This is a genomic window from Campylobacter sp. CFSAN093246 (assembly GCF_012889415.1).
GTDB lineage: Bacteria > Campylobacterota > Campylobacteria > Campylobacterales > Campylobacteraceae > Campylobacter_D > Campylobacter_D jejuni.
Genome location: NZ_CP040613.1, coordinates 29,731 through 52,093 on the forward strand (window position 1 = coordinate 29,731; position 22,363 = coordinate 52,093).

The 22,363-nt window shown below is 33.1% G+C and carries 7 protein-coding genes, 2 tRNA genes, 3 rRNA genes and 2 pseudogenes; 12 read left to right on the top strand and 2 right to left on the bottom strand.

Features of this window, described 5'->3' with window-relative positions:
* Window positions 1–4: 4 nt before the first annotated feature.
* A complete protein-coding gene (locus FBE87_RS00120) occupies window positions 5–2,374 on the top strand; it encodes a ribonucleoside-diphosphate reductase subunit alpha (RefSeq protein ID WP_002867496.1) in 2,370 nt (789 codons plus the stop codon).
* Between the two features lie 38 nt (window positions 2,375–2,412).
* Here FBE87_RS00120 and FBE87_RS00125 read toward each other — a convergent pair whose 3' ends face one another.
* Together FBE87_RS00125 and thyX are read right to left on the bottom strand one after the other, a co-directional pair.
* Window positions 2,413–3,798, bottom strand: coding sequence for a cation:dicarboxylase symporter family transporter (locus FBE87_RS00125; protein WP_002874640.1), 1,386 nt, complete (start codon window positions 3,796–3,798; stop codon window positions 2,413–2,415).
* Window positions 3,799–3,917: 119 nt separating this feature from the next.
* Window positions 3,918–4,541, bottom strand: a complete 624-nt coding sequence (thyX, locus tag FBE87_RS00130) for an FAD-dependent thymidylate synthase (protein ID WP_002853111.1) — start codon at window positions 4,539–4,541, stop codon at window positions 3,918–3,920.
* 119 nt (window positions 4,542–4,660) lie between these two features.
* On the opposite strand from thyX, the gene FBE87_RS00135 reads away from it, so the two are divergent.
* From FBE87_RS00135 to FBE87_RS00185, 11 genes and pseudogenes are all read left to right on the top strand, one after another.
* On the top strand, window positions 4,661–6,292 hold the full coding sequence (locus tag FBE87_RS00135; RefSeq protein WP_002855601.1) for a CTP synthase: 1,632 nt from the start codon (window positions 4,661–4,663) through the stop codon (window positions 6,290–6,292).
* Window positions 6,279–7,850 (top strand): single-stranded-DNA-specific exonuclease RecJ, encoded by a 1,572-nt coding sequence (gene recJ / locus FBE87_RS00140; protein WP_002855578.1) that lies wholly within the window; start codon window positions 6,279–6,281, stop codon window positions 7,848–7,850. The genes FBE87_RS00135 and recJ overlap by 14 nt, the downstream gene beginning before the upstream one ends.
* An 83-nt stretch (window positions 7,851–7,933) precedes the next feature.
* Window positions 7,934–8,941 carry a type II asparaginase gene (locus FBE87_RS00145; protein WP_255005614.1) on the top strand — a complete coding sequence of 336 codons (1,008 nt, stop codon included), beginning with the start codon at window positions 7,934–7,936 and terminating at the stop codon, window positions 8,939–8,941.
* Window positions 8,942–9,529: 588 nt separating this feature from the next.
* Window positions 9,530–11,042, top strand: a 16S ribosomal RNA gene (locus FBE87_RS00150).
* A 102-nt stretch (window positions 11,043–11,144) separates the two neighbouring features.
* A tRNA-Ala gene (locus FBE87_RS00155) sits at window positions 11,145–11,220 on the top strand.
* A gap of 8 nt (window positions 11,221–11,228) precedes the next feature.
* Window positions 11,229–11,305: transfer RNA gene (locus FBE87_RS00160), tRNA-Ile, on the top strand.
* A gap of 536 nt (window positions 11,306–11,841) precedes the next feature.
* Window positions 11,842–14,897 (top strand): 23S ribosomal RNA (locus tag FBE87_RS00165).
* A gap of 254 nt (window positions 14,898–15,151) precedes the next feature.
* Window positions 15,152–15,268: ribosomal RNA gene (gene rrf, locus FBE87_RS00170) — 5S ribosomal RNA — on the top strand.
* Together the 16S, 23S and 5S rRNA genes with 2 tRNA genes alongside form the textbook arrangement of a ribosomal RNA operon.
* A gap of 105 nt (window positions 15,269–15,373) precedes the next feature.
* Window positions 15,374–16,769 (top strand): annotated as a pseudogene (locus tag FBE87_RS00175) (PD-(D/E)XK nuclease family protein).
* Window positions 16,770–16,829: 60 nt separating this feature from the next.
* Window positions 16,830–20,580: pseudogene (locus tag FBE87_RS00180) on the top strand (TaqI-like C-terminal specificity domain-containing protein).
* A gap of 2 nt (window positions 20,581–20,582) precedes the next feature.
* Entirely contained in the window at window positions 20,583–22,337 is a 1,755-nt protein-coding gene (locus tag FBE87_RS00185; protein ID WP_070316001.1) for an ATP-binding protein, read from the top strand.
* The last annotated feature ends 26 nt before the right edge of the window (window positions 22,338–22,363 follow it).

Sequence of the window (22,363 nt, forward strand, 5' to 3'; positions counted from 1 at the left end):
GGCAATGAAAGTTATTAAAAGAAATGGTCGTACAGAAGAATTGGATGTTTCCAAGATCAAAAAATGCACCTCTGATGCTGTAAAAGATTTAGAGGGTGTGAATTTAAGCGAACTTGAACTCGATGCAAAGATTCAATTTCGCGATGGAATTTCAACTGAAGAAATTCAAAAAACTTTAATTAAAACTGCAGTAGATAAGATAGATATTGATTGTCCAAATTGGACCTTTGTTGCAGCTAGACTTTTTTTATTTGATTTATATAAAAAAGTTAATGGTATGAATCGCTATAATCATTTGTGTGAGTATTTTGAAAAAGGTGAAAAAGAAGGAAGAATTTTACTTGGTCTTAAAGAAAAATATGATTTAGATGATTTAAATGCTTATATTAAACCTGAACGCGATATGCAATTTACTTATCTTGGTATTAAAACTTTATATGATAGATACTTGATTAAAGATAGTAAAGGTATGCCTATAGAACTTCCTCAGCAAATGTTTATGGCCATTGCGATGTTTTTAGCGCAGAATGAATTTAATCCTCAAGAATGGGCGAAGAAATTTTACGATCTTATTTCTAAATTTGAACTCATGCTTGCAACTCCGACTTTATCTAATGCAAGAACAACACGCCATCAGCTTAGCTCTTGTTATATAGGATCAACCCCTGATAATATTGAAGGTATTTTTGATTCTTATCAAGAAATGGCTTTACTTTCTAAATTTGGTGGTGGTATAGGTTGGGATTGGTCTAAAGTGCGTGCTATGGGTGGAAGCATAGATGGGCATAAAAATGCCGCAGGAGGGATTATACCTTTCTTGAAAATTACTAATGATATTGCCGTGGCAGTAGATCAACTAGGAACCAGAAAAGGGGCTATAGCCGTTTATATAGAACCTTGGCACATGGATATAAGTGATTTTATCGATTTGCGTAAAAATTCAGGCGAAGAAAGACGCCGTGCTCATGAACTTTTCCCTGCTTTATGGATCAATGATCTTTTTATGAAAAGAGTAAGAGCTAATGATAAATGGACTCTTTTTGATCCTGCAGATACAGCGGATTTGTGTGATTTATATGGCGAGGCTTTTGAAAAACGCTATGAAGAATATGAAAAAGATGAAAGCATTACCAAAGAAATCGTAGAAGCTAAAGAGCTTTGGAAGAAAATTTTGCTAAATTATTTTGAAACAGGCTTGCCATTTTTATGCTTTAAAGATAGTGCCAACAGAGCAAATCCAAATGCTCATGTAGGAATTATTAGAAGTTCAAATTTATGTACTGAAATTTTTCAAAATACCGAGCCAAATTATTATCAAATCAAAGTAGTTTTTGAAAATGGAGATGAGCTTCATTTTGATGAAGAACAAAAAGTTGTGATCGATGGGGGATATGAAAAACCAGCCAAAAAAATCTCAACTTTAGATAGTATTGATGGTAATAAAGTTTATATAGTGGAAAAATATAAAAATGATGGAAAAACAGCCGTTTGTAATTTAGCAAGTATAAATCTTAGCAAAGTGTATACTAAAGAAGATATAGAGCGTGTTGTGCCAACGGCTATTCGTATGCTTGATAATGTGATAGATTTAAATTTTTATCCTCATAGAAAAGTAAAAGATACAAATTTAAAATCTCGCGCCATAGGTCTTGGAGTCATGGGTGAGGCACAAATGCTTGCTGAGGCTAAGATTTATTGGGGAAGCGATGAGCATTTAAATAAAATCGATGAGATTATGGAACAAATTAGCTTTGAGGCTATTAATGCGAGTTCAAATTTAGCTCTTGAAAAAGGTTCTTATGAAGATTTTGAAGGATCAAATTGGAGCAAGGGGATTTTTCCTATTGATGTAGCAAGTCCTAAGGCTAAAGCTTTAACTTTAAGAGAGGGCTTATTTGATCAAAGTGAATGCGACTGGGTTAAACTTAGAGAAAAAGTTAAAAAAGATGGTATGAGAAATGGTTATTTGATGGCCATTGCACCTACTTCTTCTATTTCTATTTTAGTGGGTACTACGCAGACTATAGAACCTGTTTACAAAAGAAAGTGGTTTGAACAAAATTTAAGTGGTATGATACCTGTTGTTGTGCCAAATTTAAGCCTTGATACTTGGCAATACTATACTCCAGCCTACGAACTTGATCAAAAAATTCTTGTAAAGGCTGCTGCTGTGCGTGGTAAATGGATCGATCAAGGGCAGAGTTTAAATATCTTTTTATCGCTTGATAAAGCAAGTGGGGGATATTTAAATGAAATTTATCAACTCGCTTGGGAGCTCGGAGTAAAATCTACTTATTATCTAAGAAGCGAAAGCCCTGATAGTGAAAAAGTCAATGTTGCAGATCGTAGCATAGAATGTGAAGGTTGCCAATAAATACTAAAACCCAATGAAAAATATTGGGTTTTAAGAGATTAAGAATTGTAAATTTCTTTATCTAGGGCTTTTAGATTTTTTGCAGTACAAAGTGCCGAAGTCATAGCTCCTGAGACATTACTTGCTGTTCTTGCCATATCTATAATAGGATCTATAGCTAAAATCAAACTTAGCATGACAAAATTATTACCAAATCCAATCCCTGCTAGCATGATAGAAGCTGCCATAGTTGCACTTCCAGGTACTCCAGCTATACCCAAGGATCCAATAACAGCTACCAAAACTATCATTAAAGCAAATGTAAAATCAATATGTGTATGTGTAGCAAAAGCTACAAAAACTGCCGCTAAAGCTGGAAAATATCCCGCACAACCATTAAGTCCTGTTGTTGTACCTATAGATGCTACAAAATTAGCTATAGCTGAATTAACTCCAAATTTATTTTGCAAAGTTGAAGTAGTCATAGGCAAAGTGCCCAAAGAAGATCTTGAGCTAAATGCAAATAACCATACAGGAAATGCTTTTTTTGCATATTTTATAGGGTTTAGCCCTTGTGAAGCAAGAAGTAAAAAATGCACCCCGAACATTATTAACATAGCTATATAAATAAGCATTATAAAAAGTCCAGCTGTTTTGATAGCTTCAAAACCATTGCTTAAAAGCACATTAGCCATCATACAAACTACAGCATAAGGCATAAATCTAATAACTGTAGCAGTCATGTTCATCATAATATTATAAAAGGTTAGGATAAAATTATGAAAACTTTTAAAGGCTTGTTCATACTCTTCTTTTTTAGAAATTTTTTTAGCACTAATTCCTATAAAAAAAGAAAAAATGACAATAGCTATAATATTTTCTTTATTAATAGCTGCAATGATGTTGCTAGGTATTAGCCCTAGTATAATATTTGAAAAAGTTTGAATTTCGCGAATTTGTTTATTTCCTTCATATATAGCAAAATTACTTCCTAAATCAAAACTATAACCTAAAAATATACCCAAGGTTGCAGCTATGGCTGTGCTAAAGAGTATCCAAAAAAGACTTATTCCAAGCAAGGAGGATATTTTGATATTTTTATCAATTTCTATAATTGCTTTTATAATGCAAATACTTACAAGAGGAACAACTAGCATTTTTATAAAAGCTACAAAAACAGAACTTACAAATGCAAACCAATGTTTTGTTTCACTATACCAAAGAATATTGCTTGCTTCTTCAGCATCTGGAAAATTTGCCAAATATTGCAAAGCAAAACCAAACCCCAAACCCATTAAAAGCGCAAATAGCATGCGAAGAGAAAAATTGATTTTTATATCCCGCATTTTTTTTAATGCGTAAAAAACAACACAAAGTATAGCAAGAGTAGCTATAGTATGAGCTTGTGAAAGCATTAAAAAATCTTGAAAAAATTGTTTATTCATAAAAAGTCCTTATAAGAAACTATAATCAAGCACAAGGTATATGAAAATATACTTGCATAAAGCTTGATTTTATAAATAGTAGCACAAAAATATTTTAAATAAGATAAAATTAGTATGATTTATTCTATATCTTTATGTAAGCAATGTTCAAATATAAATTTGTGTTCTTGTGGCAAGGCTTCAAATAAAGCATTTGCTAAATTTCTAATCTCCCAAAGAGCTGATTTTGAACTACGCAAAGAAATGAAATTCTGCAAACTTCTTGCATTAATCGTTAGTGTAAGTTCAGTTTTATAGCTTTCTGGTAAGCAGTATTTGGCTATATCTAGACTAATGCTTTTTTGTAAAATAGTGCGTAAATTTTCTAAGGCTTTAATGCTTGCGTTATCAACCTCTTCATTACCACAAAGCACAAGATAACGGCTTGCATTTTCAAAATCTCCTATTTTAAATTCAGCTTCATTGCGAAGTTCTTTTAAGGTATAACGCGTGCTTTTTACACTAGGACTAGTGTGACGGTGTCTTGCAACTTCTTGTAAGCAAGCTCTTGAAATTCCTTGTATATAAAAAGTATAGTTTAGATGTTCTAAGGTTGAAGCGTGTTTGAATTTGTTGCCCACGCGATCGATAAGTTCTTTATCTTTTTCGCCACCGCAATCGCCTTTTTCAAAGCTTTGCCAACAAGTTCTTGTTGCATGAGAACAAACAGATAATGGAGTGTGAAAAAGTAAAGTGATTTGCATGCTTATTCCTTTTTTGATAAAAATATTTTTTGTAATTCTTGCATTTTTTACTTAAAATTCTAATGAAATAAAAAGTTTTATCAAGCTATAATTAGATAAAAAAATAAGGCTTATTATCAATGAAACAAACAAAATATATTTTTGTAACAGGTGGAGTTTTAAGTTCTTTGGGTAAAGGGATAGCCGCTGCTTCTATCGCAACACTTTTAAAAAATTCAGGGCTTAAAGTGAGTATTTTAAAAGCTGATCCTTATATCAATGTTGATCCAGGCACTATGAGTCCTTTTGAGCATGGAGAGGTTTTTGTAACTGATGATGGAGCAGAAACGGATCTTGATTTGGGGCATTATGAGCGTTTTTTGGATGAGAGTTTATCTCAAGATAATAACTTTACTACAGGACGGGTTTATCAAAGTGTGATTGAAAAAGAAAGGCGTGGAGAATATCTTGGCAAAACCATTCAAGTTATCCCTCATATAGTAGGAGAAATCAAAGATCGCATTAAAAAAGCAGGAGAAGGCAAAGATATACTTATCGTTGAAATAGGCGGAACTGTTGGGGATATAGAAGGCTTGCCTTTTTTAGAAGCTATTCGTGCTTTGCGTTTGGAAGTGGGTAAAAATAATGCTATGAATATTCATCTTACTCTAGTACCTTTTATTAAGGCTGCAGGGGAATTAAAAACAAAGCCAACTCAACATAGTGTAGGCGAGTTAAGGCGCATAGGCATTAGTCCTGATATGATTATTTGTCGTAGTGAAAAAGCTCTTGATAGAGATTTAAAAGATAAAATTGCTATTTCTTGCGGGGTGGAAAAAAATTGCGTGATAGAAAGTGTTGATGCGGCTAGTATTTATCAAATTCCACTTAATTTTTTAAAGCAAGATATTTTAAGCCCTATTGCTGAAATTTTGGATTTGAAAAATTTAAAACCTAATATGGAAAATTGGGACTCTTTGGTAAAAAGAGTTATAGCTCCAAGCAATGAAGTTAAAATCGCTTTTGTAGGCAAATATGTGGATTTAAAAGAAAGTTATAAAAGCCTTACTGAAGCTATTATACACGCAGGTGCAGCCCTAGATACTAAAGTGGAGTTAAAATGGGTAGATAGTGAAAAACTTGAAAATATGGAAAGTTCTGAAGTATTTAAAGATGTGAGTGGAATTTTGGTTGCTGGGGGATTTGGATATCGTGGTGTAGAAGGTAAGATAAAAGCCATTCAATACGCAAGAGAAAATAAAATTCCTTTTTTAGGAATTTGTTTAGGTATGCAGCTTGCTTTAGTGGAATTTGCTAGAAATGTATTAAAACTTAAAGATGCAAATTCAAGTGAATTTAATGAAAAATGCCAAAATCCTGTGGTTTATTTGATTGATGAATTTATGGATACAAATGGAGAAAAACAAATTCGTACTGCAAAAACTCCTTTAGGTGGAACTATGCGTTTAGGGGCTTATAAATGTGATATCAAGGAAAAATCCCTTTTGGCTAAGGTTTATAATGAAGTAAAGAGTGTAAAAGAACGCCATCGTCATCGCTATGAAGCAAATCCAAAATATAGAGCAGATTTTGAAAAACACGGTTTGATTGTAAGTGGTGAAAGCAAAGGATTGATTGAAGCAGTTGAGCTTAACTGTCATCCTTTTTTCTTGGCTGTGCAGTTTCATCCAGAATTTACATCAAGACTTGAGCATGTTAATCCTGTGATTTGCAGTTTTATCAAGGCAGCTATAAACTATGAAGATAATTAATAAAAATGAAATTAAAAAAATTTTGGCTTCACGCTTTGAAAAAGATTTGCATACCAAACTTTGTGATCTGCCTTTGCCATGCTGTTTAAAGGATGCATATAAAGCAGCTAATCGCATCAAAGAAGCTGTAGAAAAAAATGAGAAAGTCGCCATAGTAGGAGATTATGATGTTGATGGAATCATTTCTTGTGTTATTATGGCAGAATTTTTCGATGATATAGGTTTTGATTATATTATAAGAATTCCAAATCGTTTTAAAGATGGATATGGATTAAATGCTGAGATCATCAACGAACTTGATGTAAATTTAATAATAACAGTAGATAATGGAATAGCTGCTCTTGAAGCAGCCAAACTCTGTAAAGAAAAAAATATAGATTTGATTATCACTGATCATCATATGCCTCAAGATGTTTTACCTGATGCTTTTGCCATTATCAATCCAAAGCAAAAAGATTGTGATTTTCCAGAAATTGAAATTTGTGGAGCTCAAGTCGCATGGTATTTGATAGCGGCTTTAAAAGAGGTGTGCAAGCTTAAATATGACATGTGTAAATTTTTAGAACTTTTGGCGATTGCAATTGTTGCAGATATGATGGAACTTAGAGATTTAAATCGTGCTTTAGTAAGGCGTGGCATAGATCATATTAACAAATCTAAAAGGGCTGCTTTTAGGGCTATTAAGCATTATTATCAAAAGGATAAATTTGCTCTTGATAATATAGGATTTTTAATTGCTCCGCTTATAAATAGTGCTGGAAGAATGGATGATGCAAGTATTTCTTATGAATTTTTACACACTAAAGATTTTAATAAAGCTTTAGAATATCTAGAGCAAATTGTTAGTTTTAATGAAAGTCGTAAAGATGAAGAAAAACAGCTTTTTGAAGATAGTTTAAATCAAATCGATGAAAACGATTCTTGTATTGTGGTATCGGGTTTAAATTGGCATGAAGGTGTTTTAGGGATTGTGGCAAGTCGTTTAGCTAAACATTTTAATAAACCTGCTTTTGTATTTTCTCAAAATGAAGAACACTTAAAAGGCAGTGCAAGAAGTGTTGGCAAGATTGATATTTTAGCTTTAATTTCTAAGACAAATTCTATATTAAGCAATTATGGTGGTCATAAAGGTGCTGCTGGAATCAGTTTAAACTCTGAAAATTTTGAACAATTTAAAAATAAAATCAAAAAAGAATGTTCGCAAATTTCTGAAAGTGAATTTTTGGATACAGATGAAATTTTAGGAATCTTAGAACCTAGCGAAATTGATTTTGAAATGCTTGAAATTTTAGAATCTTTTGAACCTTTTGGACATAAAAATCCACGACCTTTTTTTGTTTTAGAAAATCTTTGTGTAAAAAATAAAAAACTTCTAGGTAAAGATGAAAAACACTTAAAGCTTGTTTTAACTAAGGAAAATAAAACCATAGAAGCTTTATTTTTTAATTTTGATAAAGAGCCAGAATTGAATCAAAATATTTCTTTGCTTGGAAGTATTTCTAAGAATGAATTTAGGGGAATGGTAACTCCACAGTTTGTTGTTAAAGAGATTTTATAAAAATTTTTACTTATAATTTGCATTAATAACATTAAAAAATTAATATACAAGAGATTAAAAAATTATTTATATGTTGTCTTTTTATAGGAGTATGTATGAAAAAAGCTAAATCAAGGATTGCTATTTTAGGAACAGGCGGAACGATAGCAGGCTTCATTGATAGCACTATTGCTACAACAGGATATACGGCCGGAGCCATTGATATAGATGTATTAATTAAAGCAGTTCCGCAAATTAGAGATTTAGCAGATATTAGTTGGGAGCAAATAGCAAATATTGATAGTTCAAATATGTGTGATGAAATTTGGTTAAGGCTTGCTAAAAAAATTGCTAAGCTTTTTGCTGAGGGGATAGACGGTGTGGTGATAACTCATGGTACTGATACTATGGAAGAAACTGCTTATTTTTTAAATTTAACCATTAAAAGTGATAAGCCCGTAGTTCTAGTTGGCGCTATGCGTCCATCAACTGCTATAAGTGCGGATGGTCCGAAAAATCTTTATAATGCAGTGGCATTAGTTGCCAATAAAGAAGCTAAGAATAAGGGTGTTATGGTAGCTATAAATGATAAAATTTTAAGCGCTAGAGGCGTAGTAAAAACTCATAGTTTAAATGTTGATGCTTTCTCTTCTCCTGATTTTGGGGATTTGGGTTATATAGTAGATGGTAAAGTCTTTTTCTATAATAATGTTACTAAAGCTCACACAAAAAACGCTCCTTTTGATGTAAGCAAACTCACAAGTTTGCCAAAAGTAGATATTCTTTATAGCTATTCAAATGATGGTAGTGGTGTCGCTGCAAAAGCTTTATTTGAACATGGAACTAAGGGCATAGTTGTTGCAGGAAGTGGAGCAGGAAGTATACACAAAAATCAAAAAGATGTTTTAAAAGAGCTTTTAAAAAAAGGGCTTAAGGTTGTTGTAAGTTCAAGGGTTGTAGCAGGTTGTGTTGCTGTGAGTGATTCAGATGAAAAATTAGGTTTTATTAGTGCTGAAGATTTAAATCCTCAAAAAGCAAGAGTTTTGCTTATATTAGCACTTACAAAAACAAGTGATCCTAAAAAAATTCAAGAGTATTTTTTAAAATATTAAAATTTTTTAAATATTTCTAAACTTAGGGAACTTATCTTCCCTAAGTCAAGCCTTTCAATCCTATTAATAGTATATTATATCTTGTATTTTTTATTATCATTTAACCCCGCCCCCCATTTTTAAACCCACCAAATACTTATATAAATACTTACACAAATATTTATACTATTTAATCCTTTGTTTAATCCCCTTTTAAGTTTAATTGGTTATACTTTCATTTCCTTTTTTGAAAAAAGGACTTAAAATCTTTTAAATTATAAAGTTTCACTAGCTTAGTAGATTTTATAAATTAACTCTTTTGGTTTTTGTCTTATAAACTAAAAGCTTTTTTATAAATCTTGTTTTTTAATTTAAAAACTTTTCTTTTAAAAATGATTTTTTGTTTTGTTCTTTTAAATTAGTATTGTTATTCAAATCTTATTAGTCAATCTTTGAAATCTAAATAAGTGATCGATTGAGCCAGAACAGATTTAGGCATAAGCAATTATGTAAAATCTATTCAATCTAATAATTAAAAAGATTAAAAACTTTTCTTTTAATCTTTCATAACTTTTTCTTTGAAGAAAAAGATTAAACTATCTATAATTTTTTATGGAGAGTTTGATCCTGGCTCAGAGTGAACGCTGGCGGCGTGCCTAATACATGCAAGTCGAACGATGAAGCTTCTAGCTTGCTAGAAGTGGATTAGTGGCGCACGGGTGAGTAAGGTATAGTTAATCTGCCCTACACAAGAGGACAACAGTTGGAAACGACTGCTAATACTCTATACTCCTGCTTAACACAAGTTGAGTAGGGAAAGTTTTTCGGTGTAGGATGAGACTATATAGTATCAGCTAGTTGGTAAGGTAATGGCTTACCAAGGCTATGACGCTTAACTGGTCTGAGAGGATGATCAGTCACACTGGAACTGAGACACGGTCCAGACTCCTACGGGAGGCAGCAGTAGGGAATATTGCGCAATGGGGGAAACCCTGACGCAGCAACGCCGCGTGGAGGATGACACTTTTCGGAGCGTAAACTCCTTTTCTTAGGGAAGAATTCTGACGGTACCTAAGGAATAAGCACCGGCTAACTCCGTGCCAGCAGCCGCGGTAATACGGAGGGTGCAAGCGTTACTCGGAATCACTGGGCGTAAAGGGCGCGTAGGCGGATTATCAAGTCTCTTGTGAAATCTAATGGCTTAACCATTAAACTGCTTGGGAAACTGATAGTCTAGAGTGAGGGAGAGGCAGATGGAATTGGTGGTGTAGGGGTAAAATCCGTAGATATCACCAAGAATACCCATTGCGAAGGCGATCTGCTGGAACTCAACTGACGCTAAGGCGCGAAAGCGTGGGGAGCAAACAGGATTAGATACCCTGGTAGTCCACGCCCTAAACGATGTACACTAGTTGTTGGGGTGCTAGTCATCTCAGTAATGCAGCTAACGCATTAAGTGTACCGCCTGGGGAGTACGGTCGCAAGATTAAAACTCAAAGGAATAGACGGGGACCCGCACAAGCGGTGGAGCATGTGGTTTAATTCGAAGATACGCGAAGAACCTTACCTGGGCTTGATATCCTAAGAACCTTTTAGAGATAAGAGGGTGCTAGCTTGCTAGAACTTAGAGACAGGTGCTGCACGGCTGTCGTCAGCTCGTGTCGTGAGATGTTGGGTTAAGTCCCGCAACGAGCGCAACCCACGTATTTAGTTGCTAACGGTTCGGCCGAGCACTCTAAATAGACTGCCTTCGTAAGGAGGAGGAAGGTGTGGACGACGTCAAGTCATCATGGCCCTTATGCCCAGGGCGACACACGTGCTACAATGGCATATACAATGAGACGCAATACCGCGAGGTGGAGCAAATCTATAAAATATGTCCCAGTTCGGATTGTTCTCTGCAACTCGAGAGCATGAAGCCGGAATCGCTAGTAATCGTAGATCAGCCATGCTACGGTGAATACGTTCCCGGGTCTTGTACTCACCGCCCGTCACACCATGGGAGTTGATTTCACTCGAAGCCGGAATACTAAACTAGTTACCGTCCACAGTGGAATCAGCGACTGGGGTGAAGTCGTAACAAGGTAACCGTAGGAGAACCTGCGGTTGGATCACCTCCTTTCTAGAGTACAAAGTAATAAGTCTCACAACTATTACTTCAATATATAAACTCAATTGATTCTTGTTTAGATTTCAAAGATTGATGATAAAGCTAATTGTTTATGGGGAATTAGCTCAGCTGGGAGAGCGCCTGCTTTGCACGCAGGAGGTCAGCGGTTCGATCCCGCTATTCTCCACCATTTATTAAGGGCCTATAGCTCAGCTGGTTAGAGTGCACCCCTGATAAGGGTGAGGTCACAAGTTCAAGTCTTGTTAGGCCCACCATAAAAAAGATTTGAATAAAGAAGCTTTAAAATCTAAAGCAAGTATATAAAATAGATTAAATATAAAATATAAACTCTATACTTAGATTTATTTTTTATCTTTAACTATAAAAGAATATACTTTAATAGATATAAGTAGCATATACATTATGCATTTATATTTATAATGATTATGTTAATATATATACTTCCTTTAGGTTTTAAACCTAAATGTTCTTTTTAATTATCATTGTTAAGAGTCACAAGCAAGTTTTAATAAAAACAATTTTACAGGACTTGTTAAAGGATAAAACCTATTTATCTTTTCTTTAGTTTAACTTAACTTTTAGCTGTCTTTATTTCTATGAATAAAGAGAATATTGGATTTAAGGATTATAAATTAAAGACAAGTTTCAAACTCACAGCTTAGTTGAGACTAAATCATTTAGTTTTATATTAAGTGTTTGAATGCTTTCCGTCTTAAGATAAAGAAGTCTTATCATAAAAACTTTAACAAGGAAGTGATGCGTTTTAGAATCAATAATAAAAGGTAAAAAAAGGTAAGCTACTAAGAGCGAATGGTGGATGCCTTGACTGGTAAAGGCGATGAAGGACGTACTAGACTGCGATAAGCTACGGGGAGCTGTCAAGAAGCTTTGATCCGTAGATTTCCGAATGGGGCAACCCAATGTATAGAGATATACATTACCTATATAGGAGCGAACGAGGGGAATTGAAACATCTTAGTACCCTCAGGAAAAGAAATCAATAGAGATTGCGTCAGTAGCGGCGAGCGAAAGCGCAAGAGGGCAAACCCAGTGCTTGCACTGGGGGTTGTAGGACTGCAATGTGCAAGAGGTAAGTTTAGCAGAACATTCTGGAAAGTATAACCATAGAGGGTGATAGTCCCGTATGCGAAAAACAAACCTTAGCTAGCAGTATCCTGAGTAGGGCGGGACACGAGGAATCCTGTCTGAATCCGGGTCGACCACGATCCAACCCTAAATACTAATACCAGATCGATAGTGCACAAGTACCGTGAGGGAAAGGTGAAAAGAACTGAGGTGATCAGAGTGAAATAGAACCTGAAACCATTTGCTTACAATCATTCAGAGCCCTATGTAGCAATACAGGGTGATGGACTGCCTTTTGCATAATGAGCCTGCGAGTTGTGGTGTCTGGCAAGGTTAAGCAAACGCGAAGCCGTAGCGAAAGCGAGTCTGAATAGGGCGCTTAGTCAGATGCTGCAGACCCGAAACGAAGTGATCTATCCATGAGCAAGTTGAAGCTAGTGTAAGAACTAGTGGAGGACTGAACCCATAGGCGTTGAAAAGCCCCGGGATGACTTGTGGATAGGGGTGAAAGGCCAATCAAACTTCGTGATAGCTGGTTCTCTCCGAAATATATTTAGGTATAGCGTTGTGTCGTAATATAAGGGGGTAGAGCACTGAATGGGCTAGGGCATACACCAATGTACCAAACCCTATCAAACTCCGAATACCTTATATGTAATCACAGCAGTCAGGCGGCGAGTGATAAAATCCGTCGTCAAGAGGGAAACAACCCAGACTACCAGCTAAGGTCCCTAAATCTTACTTAAGTGGAAAACGATGTGAAGTTACTTAAACAACCAGGAGGTTGGCTTAGAAGCAGCCATCCTTTAAAGAAAGCGTAATAGCTCACTGGTCTAGTGATTTTGCGCGGAAAATATAACGGGGCTAAAGTAAGTACCGAAGCTGTAGACTTGCACACAACTTAGATTATTTAAGTTTAGAATATGAGAAACTAAGTTATATGTTTAGTTATATTTTTACTGATTTTTATAGAGTAAAGATAGAAATAAAACTTAGTAAAATCAGTAAAAATATTCTTAGACTAAAGTTAAGTAGTTTAAGTTGTGTGCAAGTGGTAGGAGAGCGTTCTATTTGCGTCGAAGGTATACCGGTAAGGAGTGCTGGAGCGAATAGAAGTGAGCATGCAGGCATGAGTAGCGATAATTAATGTGAGAATCATTAACGCCGTAAACCCAAGGTTTCCTACGCGATGCTCGTCATCGTAGGGTTAGTCGGGTCCTAAGTCGAGTCCGAAAGGGGTAGACGATGGCAAATTGGTTAATATTCCAATACCAACATTAGTGTGCGATGGAAGGACGCTTAGGGCTAAGGGGGCTAGCGGATGGAAGTGCTAGTCTAAGGTCGTAGGAGGTTATACAGGCAAATCCGTATAACAATACTCCGAGAACTGAAAGGCTTTTTGAAGTCTTCGGATGGATAGAAGAACCCCTGATGCCGTCGAGCCAAGAAAAGTTTCTAAGTTTAGCTAATGTTGCCCGTACCGTAAACCGACACAGGTGGGTGGGATGAGTATTCTAAGGCGCGTGGAAGAACTCTCTTTAAGGAACTCTGCAAAATAGCACCGTATCTTCGGTATAAGGTGTGGTTAGCTTTGTATTAGGATTTACTCCGAAAGCAAGGAAACTTACAACAAAGAGTCCCTCCCGACTGTTTACCAAAAACACAGCACTCTGCTAACTCGTAAGAGGATGTATAGGGTGTGACGCCTGCCCGGTGCTCGAAGGTTAATTGATGGGGTTAGCATTAGCGAAGCTCTTGATCGAAGCCCGAGTAAACGGCGGCCGTAACTATAACGGTCCTAAGGTAGCGAAATTCCTTGTCGGTTAAATACCGACCTGCATGAATGGCGTAACGAGATGGGAGCTGTCTCAAAGAGGGATCCAGTGAAATTGTAGTGGAGGTGAAAATTCCTCCTACCCGCGGCAAGACGGAAAGACCCCGTGGACCTTTACTACAGCTTGACACTGCTACTTGGATAAGAATGTGCAGGATAGGTGGGAGGCTTTGAGTATATGACGCCAGTTGTATATGAGCCATTGTTGAGATACCACTCTTTCTTATTTGGGTAGCTAACCAGCTTGAGTTATCCTCAAGTGGGACAATGTCTGGTGGGTAGTTTGACTGGGGCGGTCGCCTCCCAAATAATAACGGAGGCTTACAAAGGTTGGCTCAGAACGGTTGGAAATCGTTCGTAGAGTATAAAGGTATAAGCCAGCTTAACTGCAAGACATACAAGTCAAGCAGAGACGAAAGTCGGTCTTAGTGATCCGGTGGTTCTGTGTGGAAGGGCCATCGCTCAAAGGATAAAAGGTACCCCGGGGATAACAGGCTGATCTCCCCCAAGAGCTCACATCGACGGGGAGGTTTGGCACCTCGATGTCGGCTCATCGCATCCTGGGGCTGGAGCAGGTCCCAAGGGTATGGCTGTTCGCCATTTAAAGCGGTACGCGAGCTGGGTTCAGAACGTCGTGAGACAGTTCGGTCCCTATCTGCCGTGGGCGTAAGAAGATTGAAGAGATTTGACCCTAGTACGAGAGGACCGGGTTGAACAAACCACTGGTGTAGCTGTTGTTCTGCCAAGAGCATCGCAGCGTAGCTAAGTTTGGAAAGGATAAACGCTGAAAGCATCTAAGCGTGAAGCCAACTCTAAGATGAATCTTCTCTAAGCTCTCTAGAAGACTACTAGTTTGATAGGCTGGGTGTGTAATGGATGAAAGTCCTTTAGCTGACCAGTACTAATAGAGCGTTTGGCTTATCTTTAATAAAGCATCACTTCCTTGTTAAGGTTTTTAGAAGACTTTGAATATAGATAATATTTAGAGTTTAATAGAAATCTTTCAAGTAGAGTTTGTATTAGAACTTGCTCTTAACATTGTTTTTTAAGTATTCTATATAAAAACTTATCAAAGATAAAAGATAAGAAAAGAAGAAAGAGAATAAAGAAAAAAGTAAAGGAATAAAAGATTAAGTTTTATTCTTAAATTCAATTTTTCAAAGAATATTTAAATAACAATGTCCGTGATTATACAGATGTGGAAACGCCTTGCTCCATCCCGAACCAAGAAGCTAAGCACATCGTGGGTGATGATACTACGCCTTACTGGCAGGGGGAAAGTAGCTCATTGCGGACTTGTTAATTCTACTTAACTTGCCTATAAAATTAATAATCAGTTTTTTTAGTTTGTAATTAAAAATTTATTTACATGTAAAATTGTATAAAATTTGGAAAGTGATACATGGAAAAATTTATTGAAAGGTTGCTTGAAGAAGATATTAAATTTGAAAAAGATGTGAATAATGGTTTGAGTGATATAAATATATTTGATGCTTTGAATATTGAAACAAAAGAAAATTATCATTCTAAATTTATAGCTTATTTAATTGATATAAATAAGGATCATTATCAAAAAAATTTTGCAAAGGTATTTTTAGAAAAACTTGGTAAGAGTTTAGTAAATACGAAATTTGAAAATTTAAACATAGAAGATATAAAAAGCGTAGAAACAGAAGCCTGCATAAAAGATAATAGAAGGATAGATATTTTAATAACATTAAGTGATAAAAGATATATTATAATAGAAAATAAAATTTATGCAAAAGATCAAAAAAATCAATTGAAAGATTATATTAATTTTGTAAGAAAAAATATCAAAAATATAAAAGATTGTTATAAAAACATATTGACTATATATTTGCATCAAGATGAGTGTGCTAGTCCTAGTGATTATAGTTTGGGAAATTTTACAATAAAGACAAATTTGATTAAAGATAAAAATGAAAATAATGTTAGCTATTATTTGAAGATGGATTATATATGGATTAAGGAATGGATTGATGAGTGTATAAAAATATATGAAGAAAAATCAACCAAAGATCAAAAATTTATTCTTGATATACAAAACATTATTTTTACTCTAAATCAATACAAAAGTATTTTACAATGGTATATGACAGATGAGTATACTCAAAGAGATGATGTACTAGAATTTATTTTTCAAAACAATATAAAAATGCAAAATTTAAAAAATGCGATGATTTTATATAGATATAACAAAAACAAATCAGAGCTTAAAAATTTAAATGAAGAAAACTATAAGAAAGCTAAAGATATTATCCAGCATAAATGGAGCAACATCTGCGAATATATAATAGAAGAATTTTTTGATAGTTTTGAACATAAGGAAATTAAAATAGGTGATATAACTTTTATCGGCAATAAAATAGAAGAAAATCGTGTTAATCATGGTGTGTTTATATTTTATCCTATTGATTATAAGAATGAAAGCATATATCCATGTATATATATTTATTTTTAAAAAAAAATACTATGATATTATTGGTTTGACATTTGAAATTTCAAATGATGAAGAAGATATAGAAAATGAAAAATATAAAGAATGTTTAAAATTATTTAAAGATGTAAAAGAAGAAAATGTTAGAAAATATCAAAATCACTATTATTGTGATAAATTAATAAACAATGAAAAATTAGAAGGAGAATACGCTTTTATTTATTGGTTGATTGAAAATCAAAATTCTAAAAAAGATTTTATTCAAATTTTAAATGATTTTTTTATTAAAAAACCTATACAGGAAGCATATAAAGGTATTAATGATATATTAAATTCTTAAAAAATTTTATATAAAAGTAAAATTTGATAAAATACAAAATATTTTTTATAAAGGTTAAAAATGCATTTCACTTTGCTAAATGAAAAAGATTTTTTCAACCCATACTACCGCAAAAAGCAAATCATGCAAAATGAATTTGATATATTTAACAAGGCTTTAATGCAATATTTAGAAAGACTTGAAAGTTCGCAAAGTGAAAATGAAGATTATCTTGTAGCTAATGCACTTAGTCCATTTTTAACCATGTTAAATTTCAAAACTCACATCAAAACCAAGCAAAAAGGCAAAAGTGAGATTGACTTATCCATCTCTAAAGATGAGTTTAGTAAAGACTTAGAAGTTCTTATTGAGGCTAAAAAGCCAAATTCAAAAGAATTTATCACTCATACAAAGGTAAATTCTAAAGCCTTACACGAGACTATTTTATATTATTTTAGAAATAGAGAGTATAGTTTTAGCTTAAAATTTATTATCATCACAGATTTTTATAAATTTTACATTTTTAAAATTAGTGAGTTTGAAGAGCTTTTTTATAAAAATCCAAGTTTTAAAAAACTTTTTGAAGAATTTTGTAATCCAAATTCACTTTTCAAAGGTAATACTGAAGAATTCTATAAAGAAGTAGCCAAACTCATAGAAAATTCCAAAGAAAACTTAAAAGGCTTTTTGATTGACTTGACATTTTTAAAAGACAAACAAAAATCAAATTTTAAAAACCTAGCAAGTATTTATAAAACTTTTCATAGAGACTTTTTGCTAAATGAGTTTAACCCCAACGATGCAAATTCACTCAACAATGCTTTTTACAAAGAGCTTTTATATATCTTAGGGCTTTGTGAGAGCAAACAAAACTCAAAACTCATCATCGCAAAAAGTGAAGAAAGCAAAGAAGAGCAAGGCACTTTCTACACCGCTATAAATTCTAAGCTTAAAGAAGAAAATTTTGAAACCATCTTAAAACTTTTGATCTTATGGCTTAATCGCATTTTGTTTTTAAAGCTTATAGAGTCAAATTTGGTGCGTTTTAATGATGATAAAAATTTGAAATTTTTAAATTTCAAAAAAATCCCTGATTTTGACAAGCTTAGCGAACTTTTCTTTGAAGTTTTAGCCAAAGAAAAAAGCACGCGAAAGAAAAGCGAATTTGCTTATCTGCCTTATCTAAATTCTTCTTTGTTTGAAAAACAAAGCATAGAAAACACACTTGAAATTTCAAGCTTAAGCAATGACTTAAAGCTTTTTTACTATAAAAACACCGTGCTAAAAGATGATAAATGCAAGGCTAAAAAAGGACAAGTGGGGCTTTTAGAATACTTGTTTGAATTTTTGGATAGTTTTGATTTTGGTAGCGATGATGAGCAAAGCGAAATTTTAAGCCAAAAAGAACTCATAAGTTCAAGTGTTTTAGGAAATGTGTTTGAAAAACTCAATGGCTACAAAGAAGGAAGTTTTTACACGCCAAGCTTTATCACTTCTTATATGTGCAAAGAAAGCATCGCAAAAGTTGTGCTTGATAAATTCAACGCTCAATTTGATCTTGATGCTAAAGATATAAGCGAACTAAGAAAGTCTTTAAGAAAAGAAGACAAAAAAGCACAAAAAGAGCTTTTAAACTCTATAAAAATTTGCGATCCTGCGGTGGGAAGCGGGCATTTTTTGGTTTCTGCTTTAAATGTTATGTTAAGCATTTATGATGAGCTAAATCTTTTTGATGAAGAGTTTTACCTAGAAGTGCAAAACGATGAAATTCTCATCACGGGTAGAAAAGGTGAGTTTATAGAGTATAAACGCCCAAGTACGCCTAAAGATAAAGCCCATCTTATCCAACAAGAACTTTTTCACACTAAAAAAGACATCATAGAAAACAACCTTTTTGGAGTCGATATCAACCCTAACTCATGCGAGATCACCAAGCTAAGGCTTTGGATAGAGCTTTTAAAACATAGTTTTTATCAAAGCTTTGATGATGAGAATTATCACGATCTTAAAACCCTGCCAAACATCGATATAAACATAAAATGCGGAAATTCTTTGGTATCTTACTTTGAAACAGGCAAAAGCCTAAACCACTATCCTAACATCAAAGAACGCATTAACAAATACAAACGCATAGTAAAAGACTATAAAGAAGGCTTTTACACAGATAAAAGCCACATCAACCAAGAGATAAAAAATCTCAAAATTTCTTTTAAAAATTTCTGCTTTGCGGATAAATTTAAAAAAGAAATGAAAGGCTTTAACGATAAATGTGAAAAATACTCTAAAAAATACGGAAATTTCTTAGCCGTAGATGATGAAAATTTGAAATTCTTTGTTAGCGCGAATTTGACTCTTTTTGACTTTGATGAAAAAGAAGCCACAAAAGAATTTGCAAATCTTAAAAAAGAATACGACAATATCTTCAACCTAGAAAGCAATCATCCTTTTGAATGGCGTTTTGAATTCCCTGAAATTTTGGACGATGATGGAAATTTCAAAGGCTTTGATCTCATCATCGGCAATCCACCTTATATAAGACAAGAGGAGCTTAAAGAACTCAAGTCCCATTTAGCTAAAAATTATAAGGTTTATAAAGGCACGAGCGATATTTATACTTATTTTTATGAACTAGGATTTAATGTTTTAAAAGATAGGGGGGGGGGTATTGAGCTATATCACTTCTAACAAATACACGCGTGCAGGATATGGGGAAGCTTTGCGTGAATTTTTGCTTAAAAATGTTAAGTTTTTAGAATACACTGATTTAAACGGCATAAAAGTTTTTGATAGTGCTACAGTGGATACTTCCATACTTTGTTTTGAAAAATCAAAAAGCAAAGATAATAAATTCAAATACCTTGCCCTAAGCAATGAAATTTTAAAAACTTGTGCTTATGACATTGGCTTATATAAGGACTTTGCAGAATTTTCGCAAAATTCTTTAAGTAAAGAAAGCTTCACTTTTAGCGATGAGAATACTAGTGCCTTAAAGGCCAAGATAGAACGCATAGGAACTCCGCTTAAAGAATGGTATGGGCTTAATATCAACTATGGGATAAAAACAGGCTATAATGAAGCCTTTATCATCACTACTGAAAAAAGAAATGAAATTTTAGCAAATTGCAAAGATGAAGCCGAAAAAGAACACACCGCTAAACTCATACGCAAAATGCTACGCGGACGCGATATAAAAAGATATAGTTACGAGTGGGCGGGACTTTGGGTGATAGGAACTTTTCCAAGTTTAAAAATCGACATAGAACAATATCCTGCTTTAAAGCAATATTTATCTCAATTTTTACCACGCATAGAACAAAGCGGAGAAAAAGGTTGTAGAAAGAAAACTAGCAATAAATGGTTTGAAACTCAAGACAATATCGCTTATTATGAAGAATTTGAAAAAGAAAAGATAGTGTATCCAAATATGAATAAGGAATTTATAGCGTTTTTTGACAATGAATTCTTTGTGTTAAATCAAAAATGTTTTATCTTATCTCATCAATCAAATAATAAAAAAGAATTGTTATATTTAACGGCATTACTAAATTCTAATGTTAATTTTTATTATTTTAAGCAAATTGGAGCGAAATTAGGTGCTAGTGGTTATGAAATGAGTAAAATATTTGTAGAAAAACTTCCTATACCAAAAATAAATTCTAAAAATCAAAAAATAGCCGACGAGCTTATAAATTTAGCCGATGAAATTTTAAAAGCCAAAGAACAAAACAAAAACGCAAACACCCAAGAGTTAGAAAATAAAATCAATTCCATCGTTTATAAACTCTATAACTTAACCGAAGAAGAAATAAAAATCATTGAAAATAAGGAGTGAAAATGAAATTAGTAAAATGTAAGATTGAAAATTTTCGAAGTTATGAAAATATAGAATTTAAATTTTCAGATTTAAGTGTAATTATTGGAAAAAACGATGTGGGAAAATCGACATTATTTGATGCACTAGATATATTTTTTGAAAATAATAAGGCTTTAGAAGATGATGTTAATATTAATTCAAGCGAGAATAAATTTAGTATTACTTGTTTCTTTCAGGTTGAATCAGAAATGCAGATTAATATTGATGCTAGTGAAAGCGAAAGAACACAAACATCTTTAGAGAGTGAGTATTTATTAAATCAAGAGAAATTGCTACAAATCAAAAAAATATGGGAAAAAGGAAAGTTAAGTAAAATTTATCTCGTTTGTAACTATCCAACTAATTGGGAAAAACCACTTATTGTATCAAAAATTCAAGAATTAAAAAAATTGCTTCCTGAAGATGCTAAAGTTAGACTAGATATTAAAAAAGAAATAAGGAAATTTTTATTTTCGCAAGAAAAATTAAATTTTACAGAACAAGAAATAGATATATCCACAAAAGATACTGATATTGTTAGCATATACAACAAATTAAAGGAAAAAATGCCTAAATTCTTATTATTTAAAGCTGATAGAACAAATACAGATAAAGATAATGAAATTACTCAAATAACAAAAGCCATTACACAAAATGCTATCTCTGAAATTGAGCAAAAATTTAATGATATGAAAAAAAATATTTTAGATGATATTAAGAGTTTTGCTAATGCGACACTTGAGCGATTAAAAAGTTTTGATAAAGATATTGTAAAAGACTTAACCCCAGATATTACTTCAAAGGAGTTGAGCTCATTATTTAGTTATGAATTTAAAAGCGATAATGGAATATCATTTAATAAAAGAGGTAGTGGAGTTAAAAGGTTGTTTTTATTAAGTTTCTTTTTAGAAGATGCTGAAAGAAAACGACAATCTAATATGATTTATGCAATTGAAGAACCGGAAACATCACAACATCCAAACTATCAAAAAATAGTTATAGAATCTTTGCAGAAATTAGCACAAAACCAAGGACGTCAAATATTAATTACAACACATACTCCAGAGATTGTAAGAATGGTTAATAAGGAAAATATTATTTTTATACAAAAAGATGATGAAGATAGACGAATAGTTTATCATGGAGATGAGATTTATACAAAGGTTCTTGCTGATACTTTAGGTATTTTGCCGTATTTATTGTATCAAAGAGTTTTATTTGTAGAAGGAGAAACAGATGTAAAGTTTTTAAATAATTTAAATAATAAATTTGAATGTTTAAGAAATATATTTGATTTAAAAACAATAACTTTGATTCCATTACGTGGTGGAGGAAATGTTAAAAATTGGATAAGAGAAGATTATTTAAAACAAAGTAATGTTAAATGTCTTTATTTCTTAGATAGGGATGAGGATAGGAGAGATGTTGATGAGCAAAATCTAATAAGAACAAAAAAGCGAGAAATTGAAAATTATTATCCTGTTGATATACTTGAAGAATATTTTAAAAATAAATTAGGTGCAGATTTTGTTTTTTCTGATAATTTTAAAAATAATTGGGATAATGAAGATATCGCTGAATATATATATAATTGTAAACCAAAAAAATATAAAAAAGAATGTATAAAGTTAATGTTTGCTAATAAAGAAATATGGGACAAAATTAATGAAAATAATATGCAAAATTTTGATGAAATTAAAGAATGGTTTGAAAGAATGAAAGAATTTTTTAAATAAATTATATTCAAAACCGTACGTAAAAA

Excerpts from the sequence above, each read along its gene's own strand:
- FBE87_RS00120 (WP_002867496.1), top strand. The coding sequence starts at position 5 with ATGAAAGTTATTAAAAGAAATGGTCGTACAGAAGAATTGGATGTTTCC.
- FBE87_RS00125 (WP_002874640.1), bottom strand. The coding sequence starts at position 3,798 with ATGAATAAACAATTTTTTCAAGATTTTTTAATGCTTTCACAAGCTCAT.
- thyX (WP_002853111.1), bottom strand. The coding sequence starts at position 4,541 with ATGCAAATCACTTTACTTTTTCACACTCCATTATCTGTTTGTTCTCAT.
- FBE87_RS00135 (WP_002855601.1), top strand. The coding sequence starts at position 4,661 with ATGAAACAAACAAAATATATTTTTGTAACAGGTGGAGTTTTAAGTTCT.
- recJ (WP_002855578.1), top strand. The coding sequence starts at position 6,279 with ATGAAGATAATTAATAAAAATGAAATTAAAAAAATTTTGGCTTCACGC.
- FBE87_RS00185 (WP_070316001.1), top strand. The coding sequence starts at position 20,583 with ATGAAATTAGTAAAATGTAAGATTGAAAATTTTCGAAGTTATGAAAAT.